This is a genomic window from Xanthomonas pisi DSM 18956 (genome assembly GCF_001010415.1).
GTDB lineage: Bacteria > Pseudomonadota > Gammaproteobacteria > Xanthomonadales > Xanthomonadaceae > Xanthomonas > Xanthomonas pisi.
Genome location: NZ_JPLE01000048.1, coordinates 1 through 24628, shown reverse-complemented (window position 1 = coordinate 24628; position 24628 = coordinate 1). Strand labels below are relative to the sequence as shown.

The window sequence follows — 24628 nt, the reverse complement described above, 5'->3', positions numbered from 1 at the left end:
AGGTGTTGATGCGCAGTGGTCTGCATGCGCATCAAAAAAGAATGCGATGGCGATCACGTCGTCATCCCGTTATCTGCGTTGAATTCGACGAATTCCACATACATCAGGCTGTTTGTGTCGTCGAGTTGACAGCGCGGCTTGCTGCGGGCAACTTCACTGATAACGTTGTCAGCGAACAGGAGCCCACTCCGAATCATGCAAATGGTGCCGCCGATCATGCATTGATCCGGCGCTTTGATCCGCATCGCTGCGATTGCAACGGCAAGCCCAGGCAATGGCGATGCGGGACGCTGCTCGCATCCGGCACAGGGGACGGATGACGGGTATGGCACGCGCGTCGCGCGTTCTTGCGCAACCAGCCGGTTGCGACGTATCAGTTTGAGAGGTCCATGCAATGGCGTATCCCCGTGTGTTCGAGTTGTCCGGCCATGTCCTTTGTCACGCGCGTGCACCGCGTCGCTCGTCACTGAGCGCAGCGGTACGTGGCTTGCTGTTGGGGGGCGCGGCTTTTGCCAGCACTGCGGTGCTTCCGGCATTCGCGCAGGAACAGCCGGCACCCGCGCAGCAACAGGCACCAGCCAATCCTTCGGTGTCCACGCTGGACGAAATCAAGGTGGTGGGCTATCAGGCCAGCCTGGGCAAGGCGCTCAACGTCAAGCGCAATGCCGATGCGATCGTCGATGCGATCAGCGCCGAAGACATCGGAAAATTCCCCGACACCAATGTCGCCGAGTCGCTGTCGCGTCTCTCGGGCATCACCGTCGATCGCCAGTTCGGCGAAGGCGAGAAGGTCAGCATTCTCGGCACCGACCCGGCGCTCAACCGCGTGCTGCTCAATGGCCAGACCATTGCCTCCACCAGTTGGGGCGGCGACCCCAACGACCCGGACAGCCGTTCGTTCAACTACAGCACGCTGGCGCCGGAAGTGGTGGGGCTGATGGAGGTCTACAAGACGCCGGAAGCGCGCATCGACGAAGGGTCCATCGGCGGCACGGTGATCGTGCATACGCGCAAGCCGCTGGAGCTGGAGCGCAATACGCTGACCGGTACGGTGAGCTACGGCTATAACGACCGGTCTGAAGAAGGCAAGCCCAACGCATCGGCGCTGTATAGCTGGAAGAACCAGGACGAAACCCTGGGCGTGCTCACCTCGGTGATGCATTCCCAGCGCGTGCTGCGCCGCGACGGTGTGGAAATCTTTGGCTACGACAACGTCGCGGGCGCGGCGTTTCCGCCTGCAGTGGTGGGCAACAACACCGGTGTGTTTCCCACCTCGATCAACACCGCATTGTTTCAGCAGACGCGCAAGCGCGATGGCGTCAGCGCAGCGCTGCAATGGAAGCCCGATAGCGATTTCGAGCTCAACCTGACCGGCCTGTACGTCAAGGAGAGCTTCGACAATTACAACCAGAGCCGTTACGGCTATTGGGGCTCCAATCCCGGCGACGCGCAGGAACTGGGCTTCGAAAACGGCGTGGCCACGTCGGGTACCTTCGGCGACCAGTCCAACACCTATCTGGACGGCTACCTGCGCAACAGCGATGTCACCACCGGCAGCATCCATTTGCGTGCCGACTGGCATGGCGATGGCTGGAATGCCTCGAGCCAGGTGGGCTACACCAGCTCGCAAGGCGGTGCCGAGCGCATCTACGGCATCCAGTTCCGCAATCTTGCCGGGTACAGCTACAACATCGACGGGCGTCGCACCGCGATGGACTACAGCACCGACCCCACCAATGCGGCAGCGATGCAACTCAACAACGCCTCGGCCAGCCACAGCCCGCAGTACGACAAGGAGCGCTATCTGCAGCTGGACTTCGATCATGCGGTGGAGTGGGGCCCGTTCACGCAGATCCTCACCGGCATCAAGCTCACCAATCATGCCACCGGGCAGTCGTCGTACAGCCGCACCTGGGCCCCAAACGATGGCAGTACGCTGGCGGATTTTTCGCCGGGCACCACACCCTCCGGTTATCTGGACGGACTCTCCACCAGCGCCGACATGCAACGTTGGTCCACCATCAATCGCGGCGCCATCGGCCGCTATATCGGTGGGCTGGAAGGCGATGACGGCCTGCCGATCAGCTACGCCGGCAACTACAGCATCGAGGAGCAGAACCGTGCATGGTTCCTGCAGGGCAACTTCTCCGGCGAGCGCTATCGCGGCAACATCGGCGTGCGCTACGTGCACACGCGCGACTCCACCGATGGCTTCAGCTATGCACCAGGTGGCAGCTACACGCCGGTGAATTTTCTCAGCAGCTACGGCAAGTGGTTGCCGGCCTTCAATATCGCCTACGACCTGCGCGAGGATCTGATGTTGCGCTTTGCCGCCTCCAAGGTCATCGCGCGACCGCGTTACACCAACATGACGCCGTACGTGGCCACCGACGACACCACGTTGACCGCATCCACCGGCAACCCCGGTCTGAGCCCCTACGAGTCGACCAACCTCGGTGCGTCGGTGGAGTGGTACTTCTCCGACAGCAGCCTGCTCAGCGGCGAGTTCTTCTCGCGCGATATCTCCAACTACATCCTGACCACGGTGCAGGACCGCGTGTTCTTCAACAACGCCACCGGTGGGTCGAGCACATACCAGACCTCGGTGCCGACCAATGCCGGCGACGCCAAGGTGCAGGGCGTGGCGCTCAATCTGCAGCACAACTTCGGCAACGGCTTCGGTGTGGTCGCCAATTACACGTATTCCGATTCCAACACCGACGGCGACTACAGCCTGCCGTACAACTCGCGCAACGCCTACAACATCAGCCCGTACTACGAGCAGGGCAAGTGGAGCGCGCGCGTCAATCTGGGCTGGCGCTCGGAGTACTTCACCCAGATCGGTCGGCTCAACGGCCAGCAGATGACCGATGCCTTCACCCAGGTCGATGCCTCGTTCGGCTATCAGGCCACCGAGCGGCTACGGGTGGCGCTGGAAGCCACCAACCTGCTCGACGAAACCTACTTCAGCTACATCGGCAACAAGAACCAGCCGTACTACATCTACAAGAACGGTCGCTCCTTCATGCTGAGCCTGAATTTCAAGATGTGAGGGATGCCGGGCGGCTGCGCGATGCAGTCGCTCGTTGCCAAGGAGTGGGCGGCGGGCGAGAACGCCTGGAGTCGGCACCCTGGGGTGTCCATCAAGGCCGCGTTGTCCGGGTATGGCAGCACGGCACGACAGCGCGTGGATGCTTGCTTGATCGAGACGGCGGCCCGGGCAGGTGTGCAACTGCAATGCCGCACGGCTGTACATCAGCTGCGCATACGTGTCCCTGAGACGCATCGATAGCGCGTTGCGCGCTAAAAATGCCGATCAGCAAAGTGCAGAAGCATCTTCGCTGCTGCCGCCATCGTTGTGCGTGTTGCGGTGACGTGCGTCGGCAATCGCCGCGATGCGCGCCCTGGTCAATGCCTCGCCGATTTGCGGGCCTTGCAGACCTTCGGCTGCCAGGTCGCGTGCGTTGATCGCCAGGGCGGCGGCATGTAGCCGCTTCAGTTCTTCGCCTTGTGGATAGGCGGCCTCTTCGCTGCCCAACCTGCCGCGCTTGTCGGCCTCGCAGACCAGTGCCAGTTGCGCGATGCGTTCCGGTCGACGGAATGCATCGCAGCGCACCAGCAGCTCGTGCACCGTGCGGTTGCGCAGTTCCGCCAGACGGTGAATGTTGAGGTGCTCGCGACAGGCGGTGACGGCGAGCTGGCGATAGTCCTGCGGCACCTTGAGCCGTTCGCACAGCGCCTGCAGCGGGGCGACGCCGCGCTGTTCGTGCATCAGGTGGCGCGGCCATTGCTCCTGCGGAGTCAGCGCCTTGCCCAGGTCGTGGGTCAACGCGGCAAAGCCGATCAGCGCATCGCCCGGTGCCAGCCGCGCGGCCATGTCGCTGACCATCTCCTGATGGATGCCGGTATCCACTTCCGGATGAAATTCGGCGCGCTGGGGAACGCCGTACAGCGCATCGAGCTCGGGCAGGATGACGCGCAGCGCACCGGTATCGTGCAAGGTGCGCAAGAACGCGGCCGGCTGTGCGCAGGTCAGCGCGCGGCGCAGTTCCTGCCACACGCGTTCGGGCACCAGGCTGTCCAGTTCGCCGCTGGCCGCCATTTCGCGCATCAGTGCGGCCGTGTCCGGTGCGATGCTGAAACCCAGCGGTGCCAACCGCGCCATGAAGCGCGCCGCACGCAGGACGCGTACCGGGTCTTCGACAAAGGCCGGGCCGACATGCCGCAGCACGCGCGCCTGCAGGTCGCGGGCGCCGCCGTACGGGTCCACCAGGGTGCCGCTGTCTTCGTCGCGCGCCATGGCGTTGATGGTGAAGTCGCGGCGCAGCAGGTCTTCTTCCAGCGTCACCGACGGATCGGCATCCACCACGAAGCCGCGGTAGCCGCGCCCGGACTTGCGCTCGGTGCGGGCCAACGCATATTCCTCGCCGCTGCGTGGATGCAGAAACACCGGAAAGTCCTTGCCCACCGCTTTGAAACCCTGCGCCTGCATCTGCGCCTGATCGGCGCCCACCACCACCCAGTCGCGGTCGCCGGCCGGTTGGCCAAGCAAGGCATCGCGGACTGCGCCGCCAACGAGATAGATCTTCATCGCTGCATGATGCCCGATGCGGTGCTTGCGTCGAAACAACGCGCGGCGAGCGCTGTCGCGTTCTGCTTGGGTGTGGTGCCTGGCGGGGGTGTCATCGCGTAGATCCCGGCGTCTGCAAGCGATTGCTGCGGATGGATGATGCGCCAGCCGTCAGGTCTGCGACTTCGCTGCCGGGTCCTTGCCCGCCCACCAGCGCGGGACACGCGGCAAGTCCGTCCTTGCAAGCTCTTACGCGGCATCCATGCGGCGTAAGGTCCCGCGACGGTGGGCGGGCACGGGACCGTCACGACGTCGGTGTGCACCGTTAAAACAGCCCGTGCTTCATCGAGCTGGGCGATACGCCCAGTGCCCGGCCAGGTGCTGCCGTCGAGTCGGTGGCCGCTGTACGGTCCGTGACCGTGCAGCGGCGGCGCATCGAGACGATCCGCTGCGTCAGATCTTGGCGCGTTGTTCCCGCAGGCCGGTCAATTGCACGGTCCAGTCGTTCAAGCGCGCGCGCTCCTGTTCGACGACCGCCGCCGGTGCGTTCTGCACGAAGGTGGCATTGCCGAGTTTGCCGTTGCACTTGCCGATTTCGCTTTCCACCCGCTTGATCTCCTTGTCCAGGCGGGTGCGCTCGGCCTGCATATCGACCAGGCCTTCCAGTGGCACCAGCAGCGTGAGCTCGCCCACGATGGCGGTAGCCGCCGGCGGAGTGTCCTGGCCGGCGTCCAGCCAGTCGATGGTTTCGAGCTTGAGCAGGAACGCCAGCTGCGATGCGAAGCGCGCTACGCGCGTGCGGTCGTCGGCGGTGCCGGCCTGCAGCAGTAGCTGCACCTGCTTGGACGGCGGCACGTTCAACTCGCTGCGCACGCGACGCAATGCCGACACCATCGACTTCAACCATTCGACATCGGTCTCTGCGCTGGCATAGCTGCTGGCGTCCACGTCGCCAACCTGCGGGAATGTCTGCAGGGAGATCGTTGCGGCAGTGATGCCCAGGCGCGGCGCGACCTGTTGCCACAGCTCTTCGGTGACGAACGGGGTGAGCGGGTGCAGCAGGCGAAGCAGGGATTCGAGCACGTACAGCAGGGTGTGACGCGTGCTGACCGCGGCGTCGCTGTCCTGCACGGCACCGTTGAGCGCCGGCTTTGCCAGCTCCACGAACCAATCGCAGAACGCGTTCCAGGCAAATTCGTACAACGACTGCGTCAGCAGGTCGAAGCGGTAATTGGCGTAATGCGCACGCGTTTCCGCGGTGACCTTGTCCAGTCGCGCCAGAATCCACTTCTCCGCTTCGGTGCGCGGTTGCGGCACGCCGGCAAAGCGCGCGCCCTCGGTATTCATCAGCACGAAGCGCGTGGCATTCCACAGCTTGTTGCAGAAATTCTTGTAGCCCTCGGCGCGGCCCAGGTCGAACTTGATGTCGCGGCCATGCGTGGCGAGCGCGGCGATGGTGAAGCGCAGCGCGTCGGCGCCGTGGGCGATGATGCCGTCCGGAAATTCGCGGCGCGTGGCCTTTTCGATCTTCTCGGCCATGCGCGGTTGCATCAGTCCGTGGGTGCGCTTGGCCACCAGGTCCTCGATGCTGATGCCGTCGATGATGTCCAGCGGATCGAGCACGTTGCCCTTGGACTTGGACATCTTCTGGCCCTGCGCATCGCGGATCAGACCGGTGATGTAGACATCGCGGAACGGCACCTGGCCGGTGAAGCTGTCGGTGGCCATGATCATGCGCGCCACCCAGAAGAAGATGATGTCGAAGCCGGTGACCAGCACCGACGACGGCAGATAGCGCTCGAAACCGCGCTCGGCCATCGCATCGGCATCCGGCCAGCCCAGCGTGGAGAACGGCCACAGTTGCGAGGAGAACCAGGTTTCCAGCACGTCGCTGTCCTGATGCAGCGCAACCTCGGCACCCAGGCCGTGTTTGGCGCGCACCTCGGCTTCGTCATGGCCGACATAGCACTTGCCTGCCTCGTCGAACCACGCCGGAATGCGATGCCCCCACCACAGCTGACGGCTGATGCACCAGTCCTGGATGTTCTCCATCCAGTGGCGATAGGTGTTGATCCAGTTCGGCGGCACGAACTTGATCTGGCCGCTCTCCGCCAGCTCGAGACCACGCTTGGCCAGCGCGTCCATCTTCACGAACCACTGGTCGGTGAGGTAGGGCTCGATCACCTGACCGGTACGGTCGCCGCGCGGCACCTGCAGTTTGTGCGGCTTGGTTTCCACCAACACGCCCAACTCCTCCAGCTCCGACAGCACCAGCTTGCGGGCGTCGTAGCGATCCAGGCCGCGGTAGCGTTCCGGTGCGTTGTCGTTGATGGTGGCAGTGACGGTGAACAGATTGATCAGCGGCAAGTCATGCCGCACGCCCACCTGATAATCGTTGAAGTCATGCGCAGGCGTGACCTTGACCACGCCGGTGCCGAAGGCGCGGTCGACGTAATCGTCGGTGATGACCGGCACGTGCCGGCCGGTCAGCGGCAGCACGATGCTGGCCTTGTGCAGCGTGGCGTAGCGCGGGTCTTCCGGATGCACCATCACCGCGGTGTCGCCCAGCATGGTTTCCGGGCGCGTGGTGGCCACCACCAGATAATCGCGGATCTCGCGCAGCGTCTCGACGCCGTCGGCATCGTGCTCGACGTGCTCGTAGGTCGCGCCATCGGCCAGCGGGTAGCGGATCGACCACAGGAAGCCGTCTTCTTCGACGTTTTCCACTTCCAGGTCGGAGATCGCGGTCTTCAGCACCGGGTCCCAGTTGACCAGGCGCTGGCCGCGATAGATCAGGCCCTGCTCGTACCAGCGCACGAAGGCTTCGTTGACCGCGGCCGACGGCTGCGGATCCATAGTGAAGGTGCTGCGCGACCAGTCGCTGGACGTGCCCAGCCGGCGCATCTGGCGCTCGATGGTGTCGCCGGATTCGGCCTTCCATTCCCACACCTTGGCGATGAAGCCCTCGCGCCCCAGCGAGTCGCGTGTGTCGCCGTTGCCTTCCAGCGCCAGATTGCGCGACACCACCATCTCGGTGGCGATGCCGGCATGGTCGGTGCCCACCTGCCACAGCGTGTCGAAACCGCGCATGCGGTGATAGCGCACCAGCGCATCCATCAGCGTCTGCTGGAACGCATGGCCCATATGCAGCGTCCCGGTGACATTGGGGGGCGGCAGCAGCACGGTGTAGGGCTCGCCCTTGCCGGACGGCGCGAAGTAACCGGCCGCCTCCCACTGCGCGTAAAGACGCGATTCGAAGGAAGAGGGTTCGTAGCTGGAGGCGAGGGTGGTCATAGAGGGGCGGCGATTCGTTGTTCGGGATTCGGGATTGGTTGCGTCATGGGCCGGCGAGAAGCACTGGCAACCCACGCATCAATGACAGCGATGGTGCTACGGAACGGAGGGTGGCGATTTTGGATTCGTCGTTGGCTGCAGCCTGTGGATGCGCGCAAACGCGCTGTGACGAATCCCCAATCCCCGCCCTCTCACATGTCGTACTTGGTCAGTTCCAGGCCCAGGGCCTTGTACTGCTTCCAGCGTTCGCGCAGCGGTTCGCGGGCGGCGGGGTCGGCAGGCACCACTTCCAGCACGCGGTCGCAGGCGCCCAGGTACGGGTCGTCGCGCAGGTTGATCACCAGCGGGCGCGAGGGTGCGGCGAACTCGGGCGAAGCGATCAGCACCGGCGCCAGTTCGTCTTCCTCGTCGGTGCCGGCGATCTGGTGCGGTACGTAGGCTTCGTCGTCGAACGCCCACAGCAGGTCGTCCAGCGCCTCGGCCTGCGCGGCGTCGCGCGCCAGGATCAGGGTGGGCAGGTTGGCGTCGTTGGCCTTGCGCGCCAGCTCGCAGACCAGCCGCAGCGGTTCGTCGAGGAAGCGCGGTTTGGCGATCAGGTAGAAGTCGGCACGGGGCATCAGGGCAGGGATTCGTTGAAGGGGATTCGGGATTGGCAACGGCAGGTCATGGCCGTCCGCACACTGCTAAGGACGGCGGGATGCATGCACTTTGCACGCATCCCGAATCTCCATTCCCCAATCACGCCGCGCCGCTTGCGGCGCGGTCCAGCAACCACTGCGTCAACAGGCCCACCGGGCGACCGGTGGCCATGCCGCGCTTGCCTTCGTCGCTGGCCACGCCGGCGATGTCCAGATGCGCCCAGCGCTGGTTCTCGGTGAAGCGCGACAGGAAGCAGCCTGCGGTGATCGCGCCGCCCCAGCGGCCGCCGATGTTGTAGACGTCGGCGAAGGTGGAATCCAGCAGGCCCTGGTATTCGTCCCACAGCGGCAGGCGCCAGGCGCGGTCGAACACGTGCTCGCCGGCGGCCAGCAACTCGTTGGCCAGGTCGTCGTGCTTGCTCATCAGGCCGGCGGTCTGGTGGCCGAGCGCCACCATGCAGGCGCCGGTCAGCGTGGCCACGTCCACCAGCGCCTCGGGGTTGAAGCGCTCGGCGTAGGTCAGCGCATCGCACAGGATCAGGCGGCCTTCGGCGTCGGTATTGCCCACTTCGATGGTCTTGCCGGACATGCTGGTGATCACGTCCGATGGGCGATACGCATTGCCGTCGATGGCGTTTTCCACCGCCGGCACCACCACCACCAGGTTGATCGGCAGCTCGGCCTTGACCGTGGCCACGAAGGTGCCGATGACGTTGGCGCCACCGCACATGTCGTACTTCATTTCCTCGATGCCGCCCTGCGTCTTGAGGTTGACGCCGCCGGTGTCGAAGGTGATGCCCTTGCCGACCAGCACGTAGGGGCGCGCGTCGCCGCCGCCGTTCCATTTCAGCACGATCAGCCGCGGGCGGTTGGCCGAGCCACGCGCCACCGACAGCAGCGAGCCCATGCCGAGCGACTCCATCTGCGTCTCGTCCAGGATCTCGGCCTCGGCGCCGGGGAACTTGCCGGCGAAGGCGGCCGCGGTGTCGGCCAGGTAGGCCGGGGTGCAGTAGTTCGGCGGCAGGTTGCCCAGCTCGCGGGCGAACTCCACGCCCTCGGCGGTGGCCACGCCCACGGCCAGCGCGCGGGCGTCGTCGCCGGCGATCGCCAGCGTGGTCAGGCCGCTCTCGTCGACCTTCTTCTTGCCCAGCGTGGCGGTGTAGCGGTAGGCCGCATGATCGCTGACGATGATGGCCTGACGGATGTTCCAGGCGCTGTCGCGCGCCTTGACCGGCAATTCAGTCAAGGTCAGCAGGGCAGTGCCGACCGCGCCGGTCTTCAGCGCGCGGGTCGCATCGCCGATCGCCTTGAGGTAGGGCGCCACGCCGAACTTGCCGGTCTCGCCCAGCCCCACCACCAGCACGCGGGGAGCGGTGACGCCGGGCAGGTCGTGGACCAGGGTGGTGTTGCCGGTCTTGGCACCCACATCGCCGCGTGCCACCAGGGCCGTCAGGCGGCCCTGGCTGGCGCTGTCCAGCGCCTGCGCAGCGGGCGACAGGGTCTTGTCGGCGAACACGCCAACCACGATGCAGTCGACGGCGGCGCTTGCCGGCGCGTCTTGGTTCAGGGTGAATTGCAGGGCCATTGATCAGATTCCGTAGGCAAATCCGTACAATCGCGGGCTGTTTACGCCAACCTGACTAGGCTGGCGACGCCGCGAACGAATCCGAGAGTTTAAAACAAGCCCACCCTATGCCGAAGCTCGATCGATATCTGCTCAGCGATTTCACCCAGAGCTTCCTGGCCACCTTGATCGTGCTGCTGGTCGTCAGCGTCGGCGGCGTGCTGGTGGATATCCTCGGCAATATCGCCGACGGCCGCATCCCCGCTCGCTTGCTGCTGTCGCAGGTGGGCCTGCAGTTCATCGCCTACCTGCCCATCATCCTGCCGCTGGCGCTGATGCTGGGCCTGTTATTGGCCCTGGCCAGGCTGTACCGCGATTCAGAAATGGCCGTCATCACCGCCATTGGCGTCGGCCCCAGACGCATGTTGCGGCCGATGCTGATGCTGGTGGTGCCGGTGGTGGTGATTATCGGGCTGTGCTCGCTGTGGCTGGGGCCGTGGGCCAGCCGCACTGCCGAAACCATGCTGGAAGACGCCAACCGCAGCGTGCTGATGGCCGGCCTGGAGTCGGGCAAGTTCACCCCGCTGTCCGGGGGCGGGGTGGTGTACCTGACCACCATCTCGGCCGATGGCAAGAACCTGGGCAAGGTCTTCATGCAACGGCAGAAGGACGACCGCCTGGACGTGGTCACTGCCGAACGCGGCGCGATGTTCTTCGAAGGCAAGACCGACCGTTACCTGCGCCTGGAGGACGGCTACCGCATCGAGGGCCCGGCCGCCGGCGACACCCTGGACTACCGTTTGATGAAGTTCGCCAGCAACGACGTGGCCTTGCCCGACCGCACCCGCACCCACGACGCCAACGACCCGGAAGTGATGTGGACCACCCAGCTGCTGTCCGATGAGCGCCCGGCGGCGCGCGCGCAGCTGCATGAGCGCCTGGCGCCGCCGCTACTGGCGCTGGCATTCGCCCTGCTGACCCTGCCGCTGTCGCGCAGCGCGCCGCGGCAACAGCGTTATGGCCGGATCATGCTCGCCTTCCTGGCCTACATGGTGGGCACCAATCTGATGATCGTCGGCACCCAGTGGATTGCCAACGGCAAGACCCCGGCTGCGCTGGGCTTGTGGTGGCTGACGCTGCCGCTGCTGGCGGTGGCGGTCTGGGCGTATGCGCGCGATGGCCGCGTGCGTCGGCCGAGGGCGGGCGCATGAGGCTGACTCCGCGGGTCCATGATTGGTACGTCGGTCGCGTGGTGTTGTTCACCGTGCTGCTGACCTGGGCGGTGCTGCTGGGTCTGGACCTGGTCAATGCGTTCGCCGGCGAGGCCAAGAACATCGGCCAGGGCAGCTACAGCTTCGGCCACGCGGTGGCCTTTGTGGCCTACACCGTGCCGCGTCGCGCCTATACCTTGTTTCCGACCGCCGCAGTGATCGGTGCCTTGATGGGCCTGGGCCAACTGGCGGCCACCTCCGAGCTGACCGCCTTGCGCGCGCTGGGCGTCTCGCGCAAGCGCATGTCGGCCTCGGTGGTCGCGGCGATGGCCTTGTTGACCGCCTCCATGGTGATCAGCGGCGAGACCGTGGGCCCCTGGGCGCAGAACCAGGCCGATACGCTCAAGGCCAGCGCCCGCTACAACAACAGCATGGCGTCCTCGCGCTATTCGGGCCTGTGGGCACGCGAAGGCGACACCTTCCTCAATGCGCTCAGCGGCGAAGAAAAGCTGCTCGACGGCGGCGGCACCGCGCTCGACCTGCACGATGTGCGGCTGTATCACCTGGATGCCAACGGCAGGCTGCAACAGCTGACCTACGCATCGGTGGCCGAGCATCGCGACGGCCGCTGGACCTTGCGCCAGGTGCGTCGCGATACCTTCCAGGAACGCTCGGTACAGCGCGAAACCTTCCCCGAGCTGCCGTGGCAATCGCAGCTGAGCCCGGCGGCGCTGGCGGCCGGCCTCGCCAAGCCGCGCAACCTCTCCGCACACGAGCTGGAGCAGAGCATCGAGTACCGTCGTCGCAACGGACTGGACGCGCGCGATTACGAAGATCAGTACTGGAGCCGTTGGTTCTACCCGCTCAATGTGTTGGCGCTCTGCATGGCGGCGATCCCGTTCTCGTTTGGATCGCTGCGCAGCGGCGGCCTGGGCAAGCGGCTGTTCCTGGGCATCCTGTTCGCCCTCGGCTTCTGGCTGCTGCAGCTGTTCTTCGGCCGCATGGCAGGCGCGCTCAAGCTCGATTACCGCATCGCCTACGCACTGCCGCCGATGGTCATGCTGGGCGTGTCGGCCTGGTTGTTCCGGCGGCGCAGTAGTTGACGTGCGCCGGCTGAGCCTGACCGGATTGGCGATGTGCGTGCCGTATGCGGCACTGATTGCGTTCTGTCAGCGCTTTGCGCACGACCCGCAGGTCGACGACAAAAGCCAACTGGTCTGGAAGCAACTGCCGGTGATGGTGCAGATGATGGTTGCAGATGGCCTGGGCCTGACGCGCCTGCCGGTCCAGCTATCCTGGGCGACGGCTTATACGCTGATGGTGGCGCCCATGTTCCTGGCGCTGTATCTGTTGGGCAGCGTGCTGGAGAACACCTTCAGAGATCATGGCCCGGCTTGGAAAGACCCATCCAACACGGATGAGCGCGGACAGTGAGTTTCACTCTCCTGTCGCCGTCCTTGCGTCTTTAACGCGACCTCGATTCGCTGGACTCGCAGGGTCCGGTCCGTCGCTGCCTGCTCCACCTCCAACCGTCAGGCCGGTGGCTTGAAGCGTCGCTGTGGGCGGGTCCCGGTTGTGCGTCGGTCACGCCGTGCGCGTGCCGCGTTGCGCCGGCTGACAGTGTGAGCCACCAGGAAAACGTAGCGAGCAATCCTCAGGTGGGTGCGGGCGGCGCGCTCGGAACCGAAGAATACGAGCGGCCCTTGCCGCATCGAGCATCGGCTGCACTGGCGCAGCGGTGAGCGCCTTAGGCGTGTCAACCGGGCTTAGGCCTTGGGTCTGACCATCCGCTGCACTCTGGTTCCGCTGGCGCGGTCGTGCCATGTCAAACGATCGCGATCGATCCAGGCCCACCAGAATCCGAGTCCGCCCAAGGCCAGCGACAGCGTGCCTACCGCATAGCGGATCCACAGCGCGCGCCAGGAGGCTTGCGGGCCGGCCAGCTGCAGTCGCCATGGACGCATGCCCAGGGTCTGGCCGCCGCGGCGCCAACTCAGCGTGGCGTACACCCCGGCGGCGACCCAGCAGCATAGCCAGAGCAGCCACTGCCAGGCACTGAACGGTGCGATGTTCTCGCGCGCCGGGTGCCCGGCCAGGGTGAACCCCAGGGTGAAACCGGCCGAAAGCAGCATCCACAGCGCCAGCACCGGCCAGGCGTCGTAGCACATCGACAGTAGCCGCCAGTGCAGCAGGGCGGCCGGCCGTGGGGAATCGGATGCAGCGATCGAGGTCATGGCGCGAGCATAGCCGGCGCCGGCGATCCGGCAACGCCGCGCTGCACTAACGCAGTTTCGAACGCGCAACAGCCGACGCTGGCAGCGCGGTCCGCCAAGCGGCTGCGGGCGGAACCCTGCTGGCCGTGCAGGGGGTGTTGCCGCTGCGGTCGAGGCGCTTTGTAAACAACGCGGGCTTGCACCGTCTCGTGTGACCGAGTCCTGCTTCGGGTTCGGGGCACCTTTGACCTGAGGGCTTGCCGATGACGGCGTCGCGCCCAGGCGCGCTCCTACGTGTGTGATGCGCGCAAGTGAATGCGGCGCGCGCGATGGGTCTTGCGCGACGTTCGCTAACCGCGAGGATGATGCTTGGCGTGCAGCTTCTGCAGGTGCTGCCTCGCTACCAGCGTGTAGATCTGGGTGGTCGACAGCGAGCTGTGGCCCAGCAGCATCTGCAGCGCGCGCAGGTCTGCGCCGTGGTTGAGCAGGTGGGTCGCGAAACTGTGGCGCAGGCCGTGTGGGCTGACCGTGGCCGGGTCGATGCCGGCCACCGCCGCATAGCGCTTGACCAAGGACCAGAAGTGCTGACGGCTGGGCGGCTGGCGTGCCGCATCGATGAACAGCGGCACCTGCCCGTCGACGGCGGCCACGGCCTTGTGATCGGCCAGTAGCGGGCGCGCCTCATGCAGATAGCGCTCCAGCCAATGCTGCGACTCCTCGCCCAGCGGCACCAGGCGTTCCTTGCTGCCCTTGCCGGTCACGCGCAGCACGCCCTGGCGCAGGTTGACGCCCACTGCCGGCAGATTCACCAGCTCGCTGACCCGCAGGCCGGCGGCGTACATCAACTCGAGCATGGCGCGGTCGCGCAGGCCAAGCGGTGCCTGGACATCCGGCGCCGCCAGCAAGGCCTCGATCTGGGTCTCGGTGAGCGCCTTGGGCAGCGAGCGCGGCAATCGGGGTGCCTCAAGCAGGGCAGTGGGATCATCGCTGCGCACGCCATCGCGCAGGCACAGGCCGTAGAAGGCCCGCAACGTCGACAACAGCCGGGCATTGCTGCGCGGCGAATACCTGGCCTCGGTCCGCCAGCGCAGGTAATCGAACAACACCGACCGATCGATGCCGAGCAATCCACCGCCGGCACCGTCGCGCCACCGCGCCACCCCTTCCAGGTCGCGCCGGTAACTGTCCAGCGTCTGCCGCGCAACGCCCTGCTCGGCCCACAAGCGATCCAGAAAGCGCTCGATGGCGGCGGCATCGGCCGCCTGCACCGGCGGCAGCTGTTGGGTGAGTTGGCGACGTTCGGCGGGACTGCTGGCTGACATCGCCACAGCATAGAGCGTGCCGCGTGCAATGCGCTGTGCCACGTTGGTGATCAGCCAGGTAGTGCCAGCGCTTGCCTCGCCGCATCGCGCCCGAGGTGGGCGCCCCCCAAGGCAGTCGCATGCCATGCCTGATGCTGCGCAACAGCGTCACGACCGGCTCCCTCGCCAGGGCACACACACGTAGGAGCGCACCCGGGCGCGATGGCCGTCACCGGAATTCCCGTCGCGGCCAATCCCGCTTCAATGTCTCCAAGCGCTGAGTCAGCGGCACTAGGCGCAACACTCCGCGCCTCTGAACCGGTGGCGCCACCCACCTCCGCGCTGGGAGAACGCACAAACTGTCGCGGCCGCTGCCTGGCTTCATCCACCCTGTGCGAGAATCCAGCCACCCCGATTCCACTGGATGCGTGAATGTATCGTCTTGCCATCGCCGCGCTGCTGGGCGCGCTCAGCCTTACCGCCTGCGCACAATCGTCGCAGCCTGCGGCAAGCAACGCCGGCGCCAAGCCAGCCGCCGCTGCCGCTCCCGCCGCCGCGACCGGCAATGTGGATCAGCGCGTAGGCGCCGCTCTCAAGGCTCTGGATCCGGACTTCAAGCCGGATTACATCGGCGCCGCGCCGTTCCCCGGCTTCCGTGAGGTGGTGGTCGGCGGGCAGGTGCTGTACGTCAGCGATGACGGCCGTTACCTGATCCAGGCACAGCCGTTCGACATCCAGAACAAGCAGTTCGCCGCCAGCCCGGGCCTGCTGGCGTATCGGCGCAAGCAGCTGGAGACCGTGCCCAAGGCCGACCGCATCGTGTTCGCACCGGCCAACCCCAAGTACACCGTGACGGTGTTCACCGACGTGGAATGCGGCTACTGCCGCAAGCTGCACAGCGAGATCGGCGAGCTCAACAAGCAGGGCATCGCGGTGGAATACCTGGCCTTCCCGCGCATGGGCCTGGGCAGCCAGGACCACAAGGAAATGATCGCCGTGTGGTGCGCGGCCGACCGCAAGCAGGCACTGACCGCAGCCAAGTCGGGCCAGCCGGTGAACTCCAAGGACTGCAAGAACCCGGTGTCGATGGAATACACGCTGGGCCAGCGTCTGGGCGTCAACGGCACCCCGGCGATCTTTGCGCCGGACGGCACCCAGCTCGGTGGCTACCTGCCGCCGGCGCAGCTGCGCGAAGCGCTGGAAAAGCGCGCGGTCACCACGGCCGGCGGCAGCCGCTGAGGGATCTGCTGGCGGCGTTGTGATGCTGCCTGGAGGCTGGCCGCTGCGACGGTTGGCGTGATCGATCAAGAGGCCGGAATGCGCAGGCATTCCGGCCTCTTGCGTTTCAGGAGTGGAGCGGCTGGCAAACGTCGCGGGCAGTCGTCAGCTGGGCATGGAGGGCGCAGAGGAGCCGGCGTGTACGCGTGGTCACTGCTGCACCGAGCACCGGCCGCGCCCGCCTGGCGGCGAGCATTGTCGTTTTGTCAGTCGCGCTCGGGCTGGCTGCCGGGTCTGTGGGGTTGGGGCGGCGACGGACCGGCGTTGGCCAACGCTGCGGACCTCGCAAGCGCGCTGTTCCCCAGGCCGGCGACAGCTGTGCGCAGCCATTGCCGATGGCATCGCCATCGGCCTTCGCGTTGCCGCATCGGGCCGGAATGCGCCGAATCGGGGCAGTCCGTGCGACGCATCCGCTGGCAGATCGCCGGCCCACCCACGCCGGGTCCGGCGCCGACCCATCAGCTCCGTTACAATCTGCAGCCCCGTTTCTGACACGGTTCCCCGGACATGATGGTCCTCGAGGGCGCTTCCGCCCTTTCGCCGTTCCGCCGCGCTCGGCTCGAAACCCGCCTGCAAACCCTCGTCCCCGCGCTGCGCATCACCGGCGCCTGGCACGTGTACTTCATCCGCGCCGACGCCGGGCAGTCGCCCGATCAGGCCACCTTGCAGCGGATCCTGCAGGCGCAAGCCGATCCGGCGCCGCGCGACGCACAGGCGCGCTCGCACTACGTGGTGCCGCGTCTGGGTACGCTGTCGCCGTGGTCGAGCAAGGCCACCGAGCTGGTGCGCGGGGCCGGGCAGCCGATCCAGCGCGTGGAGCGCGGCACCCGCATCGATCTGGCCGGCTGGCCGGCCGACGAAGCGATGCAGGCCGCCGTGGCCAAGCTGCTGCACGATCCGATGACGCAATCGCTGCTCGGCTCGGCCGCGGCCGCCGAAGCGCTGTTCAACGTGCCCGAGCCGGGTCATCTGCAGCGCGTGGCGCTGGATGGGCTGGAGCAGGCCAACCGCGACCTGGGCCTGGCCTTGGCGCAGGACGAGATCGACTACCTGCGCGAGCGCTTCGCCGCGCTGGGGCGCGACCCGGCCGACGTCGAGCTGATGATGTTCGCCCAGGCCAACTCCGAGCACTGCCGGCACAAGATCTTCAACGCCAGCTGGACCATCGACGGCAAGCCGCAGGAACGCTCGCTGTTCCGCATGATCAAGCACACCCACCAGCAGACCCCGCAGCACACCTTGTCGGCCTACAGCGACAATGCGGCGGTGGTGGAAGGCGTGCCGGCCGCGCGCTATCGCCCGGATCCGGCCACCGGCCAGTACCGCAGCGAAGCGGTGCTGCCGTCGGCATTCGCGATCAAGGTGGAAACGCATAATCACCCGACCGCGATCGCGCCGTTTCCCGGTGCGGCCACCGGTGCCGGTGGCGAGATCCGCGACGAAGGCGCCACCGGCCGCGGCGGCAAGCCCAAGGCCGGCCTGACCGGTTTCACCGTCTCGCATCTGCGCATCCCGACCTTGCCGCAGCCGTGGGAAGCGCCGCGCGCGCTGAACCCGCGCATGGCCCCGGCGCTGGACATCATGCTCGACGGCCCGCTGGGCGGTGCCGCATTCAACAACGAATTCGGCCGGCCGAACCTGCTGGGGTATTTCCGCAGCTTCGAGCTGGCCGAAGGCCCGGGCCTGACCCGCGCCTACGACAAGCCGATCATGCTGGCCGGCGGCCTGGGCGCGATCGATCGCAACCAGGTCGAAAAACTGCGCCTACAGCCAGGCGATGCGGTGATCGTGCTGGGCGGGCCGGCGATGCTGATCGGCCTGGGCGGCGGTGCGGCCAGTTCGGTGGCGGCCGGCGACAGCGCCGAGGCGCTGGATTTCGCCAGCGTGCAGCGCGAGAACCCGGAGATGGAGCGCCGCTGCCAGGAGGTCATCGACCGCTGCGTGGCGCTGGGGATCGACAACCCGATCCGCTGGTTCCACGACGTGGGTGCGGGCGGGCTGTCCAACGCCATCCCCGAACTGCTGCACGACTCCGGCGTAGGCGGCATCATCGACCTGGGCCGCGTGCTCAGCGACGACCCGTCGTTGTCGCCGCTGGAACTGTGGTGCAACGAATCGCAGGAACGCTACGTGCTGGGCGTGCCGCAGGCGCGCCTGGACGAATTCGCCGCCATCTGCGCCCGCGAACGCTGCCCGTTTGCGGCAGTGGGCGTGGCCACGGCCGAGGAGCGGCTGGTGGTTGGCTATGGCGTCTTCGACTCCGGGATTGGAGATTTGGGATTCGGGATTCGCAACGGCGCTTCCTCGGGTGCTGGAGTCGCTCCTGCTTCCAACCAATCCCCAATCCCCAATCCCCAATCCCAGCTCCCGATCGATCTGCCGATGGACGTGCTGTTCGGCAAGGCGCCGAAGATGCATCGCGATGCGGTGCATCCGCCGGCGCCGCAGTGGCCGGTGCTGCAGACGGCCGGGCTGGATTTGCACGAGGCCGGATTGCGCGTGCTGGCGCATCCCACGGTGGCGTCCAAGAGCTTTCTGGTCACCATCGGCGACCGCAGCGTGGGTGGGTTGACCGCGCGCGAGCAGATGATCGGGCCGTGGCAGCTGCCGCTGGCGGACTGTGCGATCACCCTGGCCGGGTTCGAGACATTCTCCGGCGAGGCGATGTCGATCGGCGAGCGCACCCCGCTGGCGCTGTTGAACGCCGCCGCGTCCGCGCGCATGGCGGTGGGCGAGGCAATCACTAATCTGTGTGCCGCGCCGGTGCAGTCGCTGGACAGCATCAAGCTGTCGGCCAACTGGATGGCCGCCGCCGGCCACGCGGGCGAAGACGCCCTGCTGTACGACGCCGTGCGCGCGATCGGCATGGAGTTGTGCCCGGCGCTCGAACTGAGCGTGCCGGTGGGCAAGGACTCGCTGTCGATGCAGGCGCAGTGGGTTGACGCTGGGATTGGTGATTCGGCATTCGGGATTGGCGAAACAGCGGAGAGCTCTGCTGTTGCGAATCCCCAATCTCCAATGCCCAATCCCATCGCTCACAAGAGCGTGTCACCCGTCTCGTTGATCATCAGTGCGTTCGCGCCGGTCGGCGATGTGCGCACGCAGTTGACGCCGTTGTTGCGCAACGACGAAGAGAGCGAGTTGTGGTTGATCGGGCTGGGTGGCGGCAAGCAGCGTCTGGGTGGCTCGGTGCTGGCGCAGGTGTACGCCGACGCTGCGGCCTTGCCGGCGTTCGGGGGTGAAGTGCCGGACCTGGAAGACGCGCAGCGGCTGCGCAGTTTCTTCGAATTGATCCGCGATGCGCGCCAGAGCGGGCTGTTGCTGGCCTATCACGATCGCAGCGATGGCGGCGCGTTTGCGGCGCTGTGCGAGATGGCCTTTGCCTCGCGCCAGGGCCTGGATATCACCCTGGATGCATGGGGCGAAGACGCGTTCCGCAGCCTGTTCAATGAAGAACTCGGTGCGGTGGTGCAGATCGCCAGCGAAGATCGCGCCGCGTTTGCCGATCTGGTCGAGCGACACGCACTGACCGAATGCGCGCAGCGCATCGCGCGTCCTACCGGCGCGCCGCGCGTGCGGGTGAGCGGGCAGGGACGCGTACTGGCGGAATGGCGTTGGGAAGAATTGTTCGATGCCTGGTGGTCGGTGACCCACGCCATGCAGGCGCTGCGCGACAACCCCGACAGCGCCGACGAGGAGCGCGCGCTGGCGCGCGATTTCCAGGCGCCCGGTCTGCGTCCCAAGTTGGTGTTCGACCCGTCCGAGGATGTGGCCGCGCCGTTCGTGGCGACCGGCGCGCGGCCCAAGGTGGCGATCCTGCGCGAACAGGGCGTCAACGGGCAGATCGAAATGGCCTACAACTTCGAACGTGCCGGGTTCAGCGCGTTCGACGTGCACATGAGCGACCTGATCGAAGGGCGCGTGGATCTGGCGCAATTTTCCGGCTTCGCCGCCTGTGGCGGTTTCAGCTATGGCGATGTGCTGGGAGCCGGCCGCGGCTGGGCCACTTCGATCCTGGAGCGCGCGGCATTGCGCGATGCGTTTGCCGCGTTCTTCGCGCGCAGCGATACGTTCGCGCTGGGCGTGTGCAACGGCTGCCAGATGCTCAGCCAGCTCAAGGACATCATTCCCGGTGCCGGGCACTGGCCGCGTTTCCTGCGCAATCGCAGCGAGCAGTTCGAAGCGCGCACCGCCTTGCTGGAGGTGGTGGAGTCGCCGTCGATCTTGCTGCGCGGCATGGCCGGCTCGCGGATTCCGGTGGCAGTGGCGCATGGCGAAGGCCGTGCGGAGTTCGACACTGCCGTGGACCAGGCCGCCGCACGCGTGGCGCTGCGTTTCGTCGACGGTAACGGCGCCGTGGCATCGCAGTACCCGCTCAACCCGAACGGGTCGCCTGACGGTATCACCGGGCTGACCAGCACCGATGGTCGCGCCACTATCCTGATGCCGCATCCCGAGCGCACGCCGCGCACGGCGAACCTGAGTTGGCATCCGGCCGACTGGGGCGAGGACTCGCCGTGGCTGCGGATGTTCCGTAACGCGCGGGTGTGGTGCGGTTGAGTCGATGATCCGAAGCCGCGTGCGCTGAGTGCGCGTCGCGTGCCTCCCCGACGGCCGTGTGCAGCGCTGCACGCGGCCGTTTTTTTCGGTGGTGCCGTGGTGTGAGCGGTCACGTCATCGCAACCTGCCTGCATGGCCGTCTTGGTGTGACGGGCTCTATTGCACAGCGCACTGCATCGGTGCTGTCGCCCGAAGACGCGTGCAATCCACATGTTCTGGACGACTGCCGGCGCGTTCTGGTCAGCCTGTCCCTGCATCGCGGTCGGTGCGTTTGCCTGGTCGGCAGCGCGGCCCATACCGGGCAGCTGCGCAACCGTAACAAGGTTCCGTAAAAATCATAAGGTTTTTTTCAAGTAACTATAAAAAATACCAGTTATTGGGATCGGAGCTAATTTTTTCTGTGTACGTGATGCGATTCGCATTTAGTTATTCGGGTTTTCAATAAATTCATCTGGCGTTACGTATCCAGTACACCTCGCTCGTCTGCTACGCACTCAACTGTCGCTTCTTTTCCGGGTGAATTCCGGTGAAGGAGAGCTGCTGCGCTCGATAAAACCTCAGGGGGACTGCACGCCGATCGGGCGTGCGGTGGTCGGTTCTCACACGCCAGACCATAATGGGGAGTAAGTGTTTGATGAAGAATATCGAAAATGCCGAGGGGCGGTCGCCCTCCGGCAAGGCGAAGCATTATCCGATTATCTCGAACATGCGGGCGCGGTGCCATCTGCAGGCAAGCGGTGGCCTTGCCGCTGCCATCTGCATGGTGCTGGCGGGCGGTTCCATCACGGTCAACGTAATGGCGCAGACGCCCAATCAGACCACGCAGTGCGGCATGGTCGATGGCCAACGTCTGTGTGCGCAGTCATTGGCTACCGCTGGTGCGTCGACGGGACTGGTTGCCGGTGCCGTGGCGCCGACCTCCACGGCCACTGCGTCGATGCCGATCGAAGACGATGCCGACGTGCCTCCCTTCGTCGACGGGCGCGATGCCATCGCGCTGGGGGCGGCAAGCAATGCGCTTGCCGATGGCGCCAGCGCGCTGGGAGCGGGCAGCCTGGCATTGGAGCGCGATGCCACAGCAGTGGGGCGCAATGCGGTGGCGATCGGCAGCTCTGCGGTGGCGGTTGGCGGCGTTGCAACGGTGTACGACTACGACGAATTCGGCTTTGTCGTCGGTAGCGGCGAGCAAACCACCGAGGCCACCGGCGTCGCCTCGACCGCAATCGGTGGCGGTGCCAAGGCGGTCGACCCGCTCACCACGGCGGTAGGCACCGGCAGCATTGCCGCCGGTGTGCAGAGCACGGCCCTGGGCTATCACGCACGCACGTCGCAGGATGGCGCCACTGCGGTCGGCGGCCTGTCGCAGGTCTCCGGGTTTGGTGGTGCGGCGCTGGGCTACAGCGCCAATGCAGGCGCCGATTTCGCCACTGCAGTGGGCTTCGGCGCACGCGGTACCGGCATCAGCACGGTGGCAGTGGGCAACAATTCGCTTGCCAGCGGCGCCGACAGCGTCGCCATCGGCGGCGCCAGCCGAAGCACGCAGAACGCAATCAATGCGGCGACCGGGCTTGGCGGCATCGCGCTCGGTGCAGGGGCGCAGAGTCAGTCCGATTACGCGATTGCGATCGGCTATAACGCCAACATCTTCCCCAATCGACCGGGTAATACCGATGCGATCGCCATCGGGCATTCTGCCGGCTCGTTTTCGCCGCGTGCGGTGTCGCTGGGTGGCGGGGCGCTGACGTCCGGCGACGGTGCGCTGGCGATCGGCTATGACGCAGCCAGCGTGACCGACAACAGCATCGCCTTGGGCGCGCGTGCGGCCACCTCCTGGTTCAATGGCAACAACACCGCCATCGGTGCGGACGCGCAGACGTATGGCGTGGATGCGCTGGCGATCGGCTACGGCGCGCGGGTGGGCAACCTGGTCGACGACGCCTGGAACCGCTCGGCCGCCAGCGCGGTGGCCTTGGGCGCGCATTCGTATGCGAACCGCAGCAACACGGTGTCGGTGGGTGATGTGCAGGCGGGGTTGACCCGACAGATCACAAGTGTCGCCGCTGGCACCGAGGCAACCGACGCAGTGAACGTGGCGCAGCTCGATGACGTGCGTGCCGTTGCCCTGCGTCTGGACAGCCATCTGGCGCTGGCCAAGTCCGATGCGGACGAGCCGGCCGCATTTGCAGAAGGCAGCAGCGCCATCGCGCTGGGCAGCGCCAGCAATGCGCTGGGCGAGGGCGCGAATGCACTCGGCTCCGGAAGCGCGGCGATCGGTCGCGATGCGGTGGCGGTTGGCCGCAATGCCAGTGCGTCGGATGCATCCGCCGTTGCGCTGGGCGGGGTGGCCAGCGTGCCGCTGTTCGATGCCGACGGCTTCATCGTCGGTCAACAGGAGCGTGCGACCACCGCACAGGCGCGCGGTGCGGTGGCACTGGGGGGCGGTGCGCTTGCGATGCAGACGTTCGCCACGGCAGTCGGTACCGGTGCATCGGCGGTTGGCGCGCAATCCACCGCGGTCGGCTTCGGCGCCCAGGCACTGGAAGACACCACGATGGCGCTTGGCAGCTTTTCGGCGGCACGTGGCGCCGCATCGTCGGCATTGGGCTTCAATGCGATCGCCGCAGGCAGGCTGGCCACAGCGGTCGGTTTCGATGCGTCGGGTAACGGCGAAAGCAGTGTGGCCGTGGGCAGTAGTGCGGCGTCCTTCGGGGAGCGCAGCGTCACCATCGGCGGTTATGCGCTCATCAGCAATACGTTGCGCAATGCGGGCAGCTCAGGGGTGGGCGGTGTCGCCATCGGTGCCGGTGCGCGAAGCCAGGCCGATTACGCCATTGCGCTCGGCTACAACGCCAATGTCTTCGGCAACGACGACAACGTCGATGCGGTGGCCATCGGCCATAGCGCTGGCGCATTCGGGCCACGCACGGTGTCGCTGGGCGCGTCAGCGTCCGCGCAGGCCGAACAAGCGGTTGCCATCGGCTACGACGCACGTGCCGCATCGACCAGAAGCATTGCCATCGGCAGCGGCGCCGATACCTCGATCATCTACGGCGACAACATCGCCTTGGGTACCAATGCCAAGGCCGATGCGCCGGATGCGATTGCAATCGGGCGCGATGCCAGCGTTGGCGTGTTCGTCGGCGAAATGGGCAGTGCCGCAGTGGCCTTGGGGGTACAGGCGCGCGCACTGGGCAACAACAGCCTGGCGATGGGCTACAACGCCTTCACCCGCGAGAGCGGTCGCAACGCGGTTGCGCTGGGAGCCAACGCCGGTGCCAGCGGTGCCGATTCGGTGGCGTTGGGCGCGGGCGCACGCAGCAGCGAGGCGAATGTTGTGTCGGTGGGTAACGGCAACGGCCGTGGCGGTCCGGCAACGCGTCGTCTCGTCAACGTCGGTGCCGGTGCGATCGCCGCAGGCAGCCTGGAGGCGATCAACGGTGGCCAGCTGTTCCAGTCGCTCAGCAATGCGGCGAGCTTTCTCGGTGGCGGTGCGGCGATCGGCGCACAAGGTGTGTTCGTTGCACCGACCTATGTGATTCAAGGTAGCAGTTACAGCAACGTGGGGGCTGCATTGACGGCGTTGGACAGCAAGGTCACCGAGCTGGATGCGCGTGCGGGGACTGCAACCGCATCGCGCGCGTCGGCAGCGCGCACGACATCGGCAGCTGCGAGGTCTGTGGGTGCGGGCGCTGCAGGCGATGCGGTGGACGCTGTGCAATCGACATCCACCGCGGCCGCGCAGACGCCTGGTGTCGCTGCAGCTGGCGACACGGCGACACACCGCCTTGGCTCAACCGATGGCGTGCAAGGCACCCCGACGGCCGCGGTAGTCGGCAGCATCACGCCGGCGGCAACCTCGACGGCAGTCGGCACCGCGGCAGTGGCCAACCACGTGACCGGTACCGCGATCGGCGGCAGCGCCTACGCGCACGGCCCCAACGACACCGCGATCGGCAGCAATGCGCGCGTCAATGCCGATGGCAGCACGGCGGTCGGTGC

14 protein-coding genes and 2 other RNA genes are annotated in these 24628 nt (G+C 66.4%); 7 read left to right on the top strand and 9 right to left on the bottom strand.

Annotated features, from left to right (window positions below; genetic code table 11):
* Positions 1-53: 53 nt before the first annotated feature.
* A complete protein-coding gene (locus Y887_RS12055) occupies positions 54-218 on the bottom strand; it encodes a hypothetical protein (RefSeq protein ID WP_157004326.1) in 165 nt (54 codons plus the stop codon).
* Between the two features lie 176 nt (positions 219-394).
* Between Y887_RS12055 and Y887_RS12050 the strand changes: the two genes are divergently transcribed.
* Complete coding sequence (locus Y887_RS12050) at positions 395-3052, top strand: TonB-dependent receptor (protein ID WP_046964560.1); 2658 nt, start codon at positions 395-397, stop codon at positions 3050-3052.
* Between the two features lie 264 nt (positions 3053-3316).
* Here the strand turns inward: Y887_RS12050 and Y887_RS12040 are convergent, their stop codons facing one another.
* The 4 genes from Y887_RS12040 to Y887_RS12025 all read right to left on the bottom strand — a co-directional run bounded on the left by Y887_RS12040 (position 3317) and on the right by Y887_RS12025 (position 10087).
* Positions 3317-4591, bottom strand: a complete 1275-nt coding sequence (locus tag Y887_RS12040) for a multifunctional CCA addition/repair protein (RefSeq protein ID WP_046964558.1) — start codon at positions 4589-4591, stop codon at positions 3317-3319.
* A gap of 432 nt (positions 4592-5023) precedes the next feature.
* On the bottom strand, positions 5024-7864 hold the full coding sequence (locus tag Y887_RS12035) for a valine--tRNA ligase (protein ID WP_046964557.1): 2841 nt from the start codon (positions 7862-7864) through the stop codon (positions 5024-5026).
* 191 nt (positions 7865-8055) lie between these two features.
* The gene (locus Y887_RS12030; RefSeq protein WP_046964556.1) at positions 8056-8481 is read right to left on the bottom strand and encodes a DNA polymerase III subunit chi; all 426 of its coding nucleotides are present in this window, start codon (positions 8479-8481) and stop codon (positions 8056-8058) included.
* Positions 8482-8602: 121 nt separating this feature from the next.
* Complete coding sequence (locus Y887_RS12025; RefSeq protein WP_046964555.1) at positions 8603-10087, bottom strand: leucyl aminopeptidase; 1485 nt, start codon at positions 10085-10087, stop codon at positions 8603-8605.
* 107 nt (positions 10088-10194) lie between these two features.
* Between Y887_RS12025 and lptF the strand changes: the two genes are divergently transcribed.
* Genes lptF through Y887_RS12010 form a run of 3 tightly spaced genes read left to right on the top strand, consistent with a single transcriptional unit; the run spans position 10195 to position 12711 of the window.
* Positions 10195-11277: an LPS export ABC transporter permease LptF gene (lptF, locus tag Y887_RS12020; RefSeq protein WP_046964554.1), complete on the top strand. Its 1083-nt coding sequence runs from the start codon at positions 10195-10197 to the stop codon at positions 11275-11277.
* The gene (lptG, locus tag Y887_RS12015) at positions 11274-12380 is read left to right on the top strand and encodes an LPS export ABC transporter permease LptG (protein ID WP_046964553.1); all 1107 of its coding nucleotides are present in this window, start codon (positions 11274-11276) and stop codon (positions 12378-12380) included. Before lptF ends, lptG begins: the two co-directional genes overlap by 4 nt.
* 1 nt (position 12381) lies before the next feature.
* Positions 12382-12711: a hypothetical protein gene (locus Y887_RS12010; RefSeq protein ID WP_052764996.1), complete on the top strand. Its 330-nt coding sequence runs from the start codon at positions 12382-12384 to the stop codon at positions 12709-12711.
* A gap of 178 nt (positions 12712-12889) precedes the next feature.
* Here the strand turns inward: Y887_RS12010 and Y887_RS19110 are convergent.
* From Y887_RS19110 to xerD, 3 genes are all read right to left on the bottom strand, one after another.
* Positions 12890-12982, bottom strand: a non-coding RNA gene (locus Y887_RS19110) — sX9 sRNA.
* A gap of 61 nt (positions 12983-13043) precedes the next feature.
* Positions 13044-13511: an RDD family protein gene (locus Y887_RS12005; RefSeq protein ID WP_046964552.1), complete on the bottom strand. Its 468-nt coding sequence runs from the start codon at positions 13509-13511 to the stop codon at positions 13044-13046.
* Positions 13512-13840: 329 nt separating this feature from the next.
* Positions 13841-14812: a site-specific tyrosine recombinase XerD gene (xerD, locus tag Y887_RS12000; protein WP_046964591.1), complete on the bottom strand. Its 972-nt coding sequence runs from the start codon at positions 14810-14812 to the stop codon at positions 13841-13843.
* A gap of 411 nt (positions 14813-15223) precedes the next feature.
* On the opposite strand from xerD, the gene Y887_RS11995 reads away from it, so the two are divergent.
* Entirely contained in the window at positions 15224-16030 is an 807-nt protein-coding gene (locus Y887_RS11995) for a DsbC family protein (RefSeq protein ID WP_046964551.1), read from the top strand.
* A 119-nt stretch (positions 16031-16149) separates the two neighbouring features.
* Here the strand turns inward: Y887_RS11995 and Y887_RS19105 are convergent.
* Positions 16150-16223: non-coding RNA, sX9 sRNA (locus Y887_RS19105), on the bottom strand.
* 353 nt (positions 16224-16576) lie between these two features.
* On the opposite strand from Y887_RS19105, the gene purL reads away from it, so the two are divergent.
* On the top strand, positions 16577-20629 hold the full coding sequence (purL, locus tag Y887_RS11990; protein WP_046964550.1) for a phosphoribosylformylglycinamidine synthase: 4053 nt from the start codon (positions 16577-16579) through the stop codon (positions 20627-20629).
* A 634-nt stretch (positions 20630-21263) separates the two neighbouring features.
* Positions 21264-24628, top strand: a 3365-nt coding sequence (locus Y887_RS11985) for a hypothetical protein (protein WP_425476740.1), incomplete at its 3' end; no start/stop codon positions are given.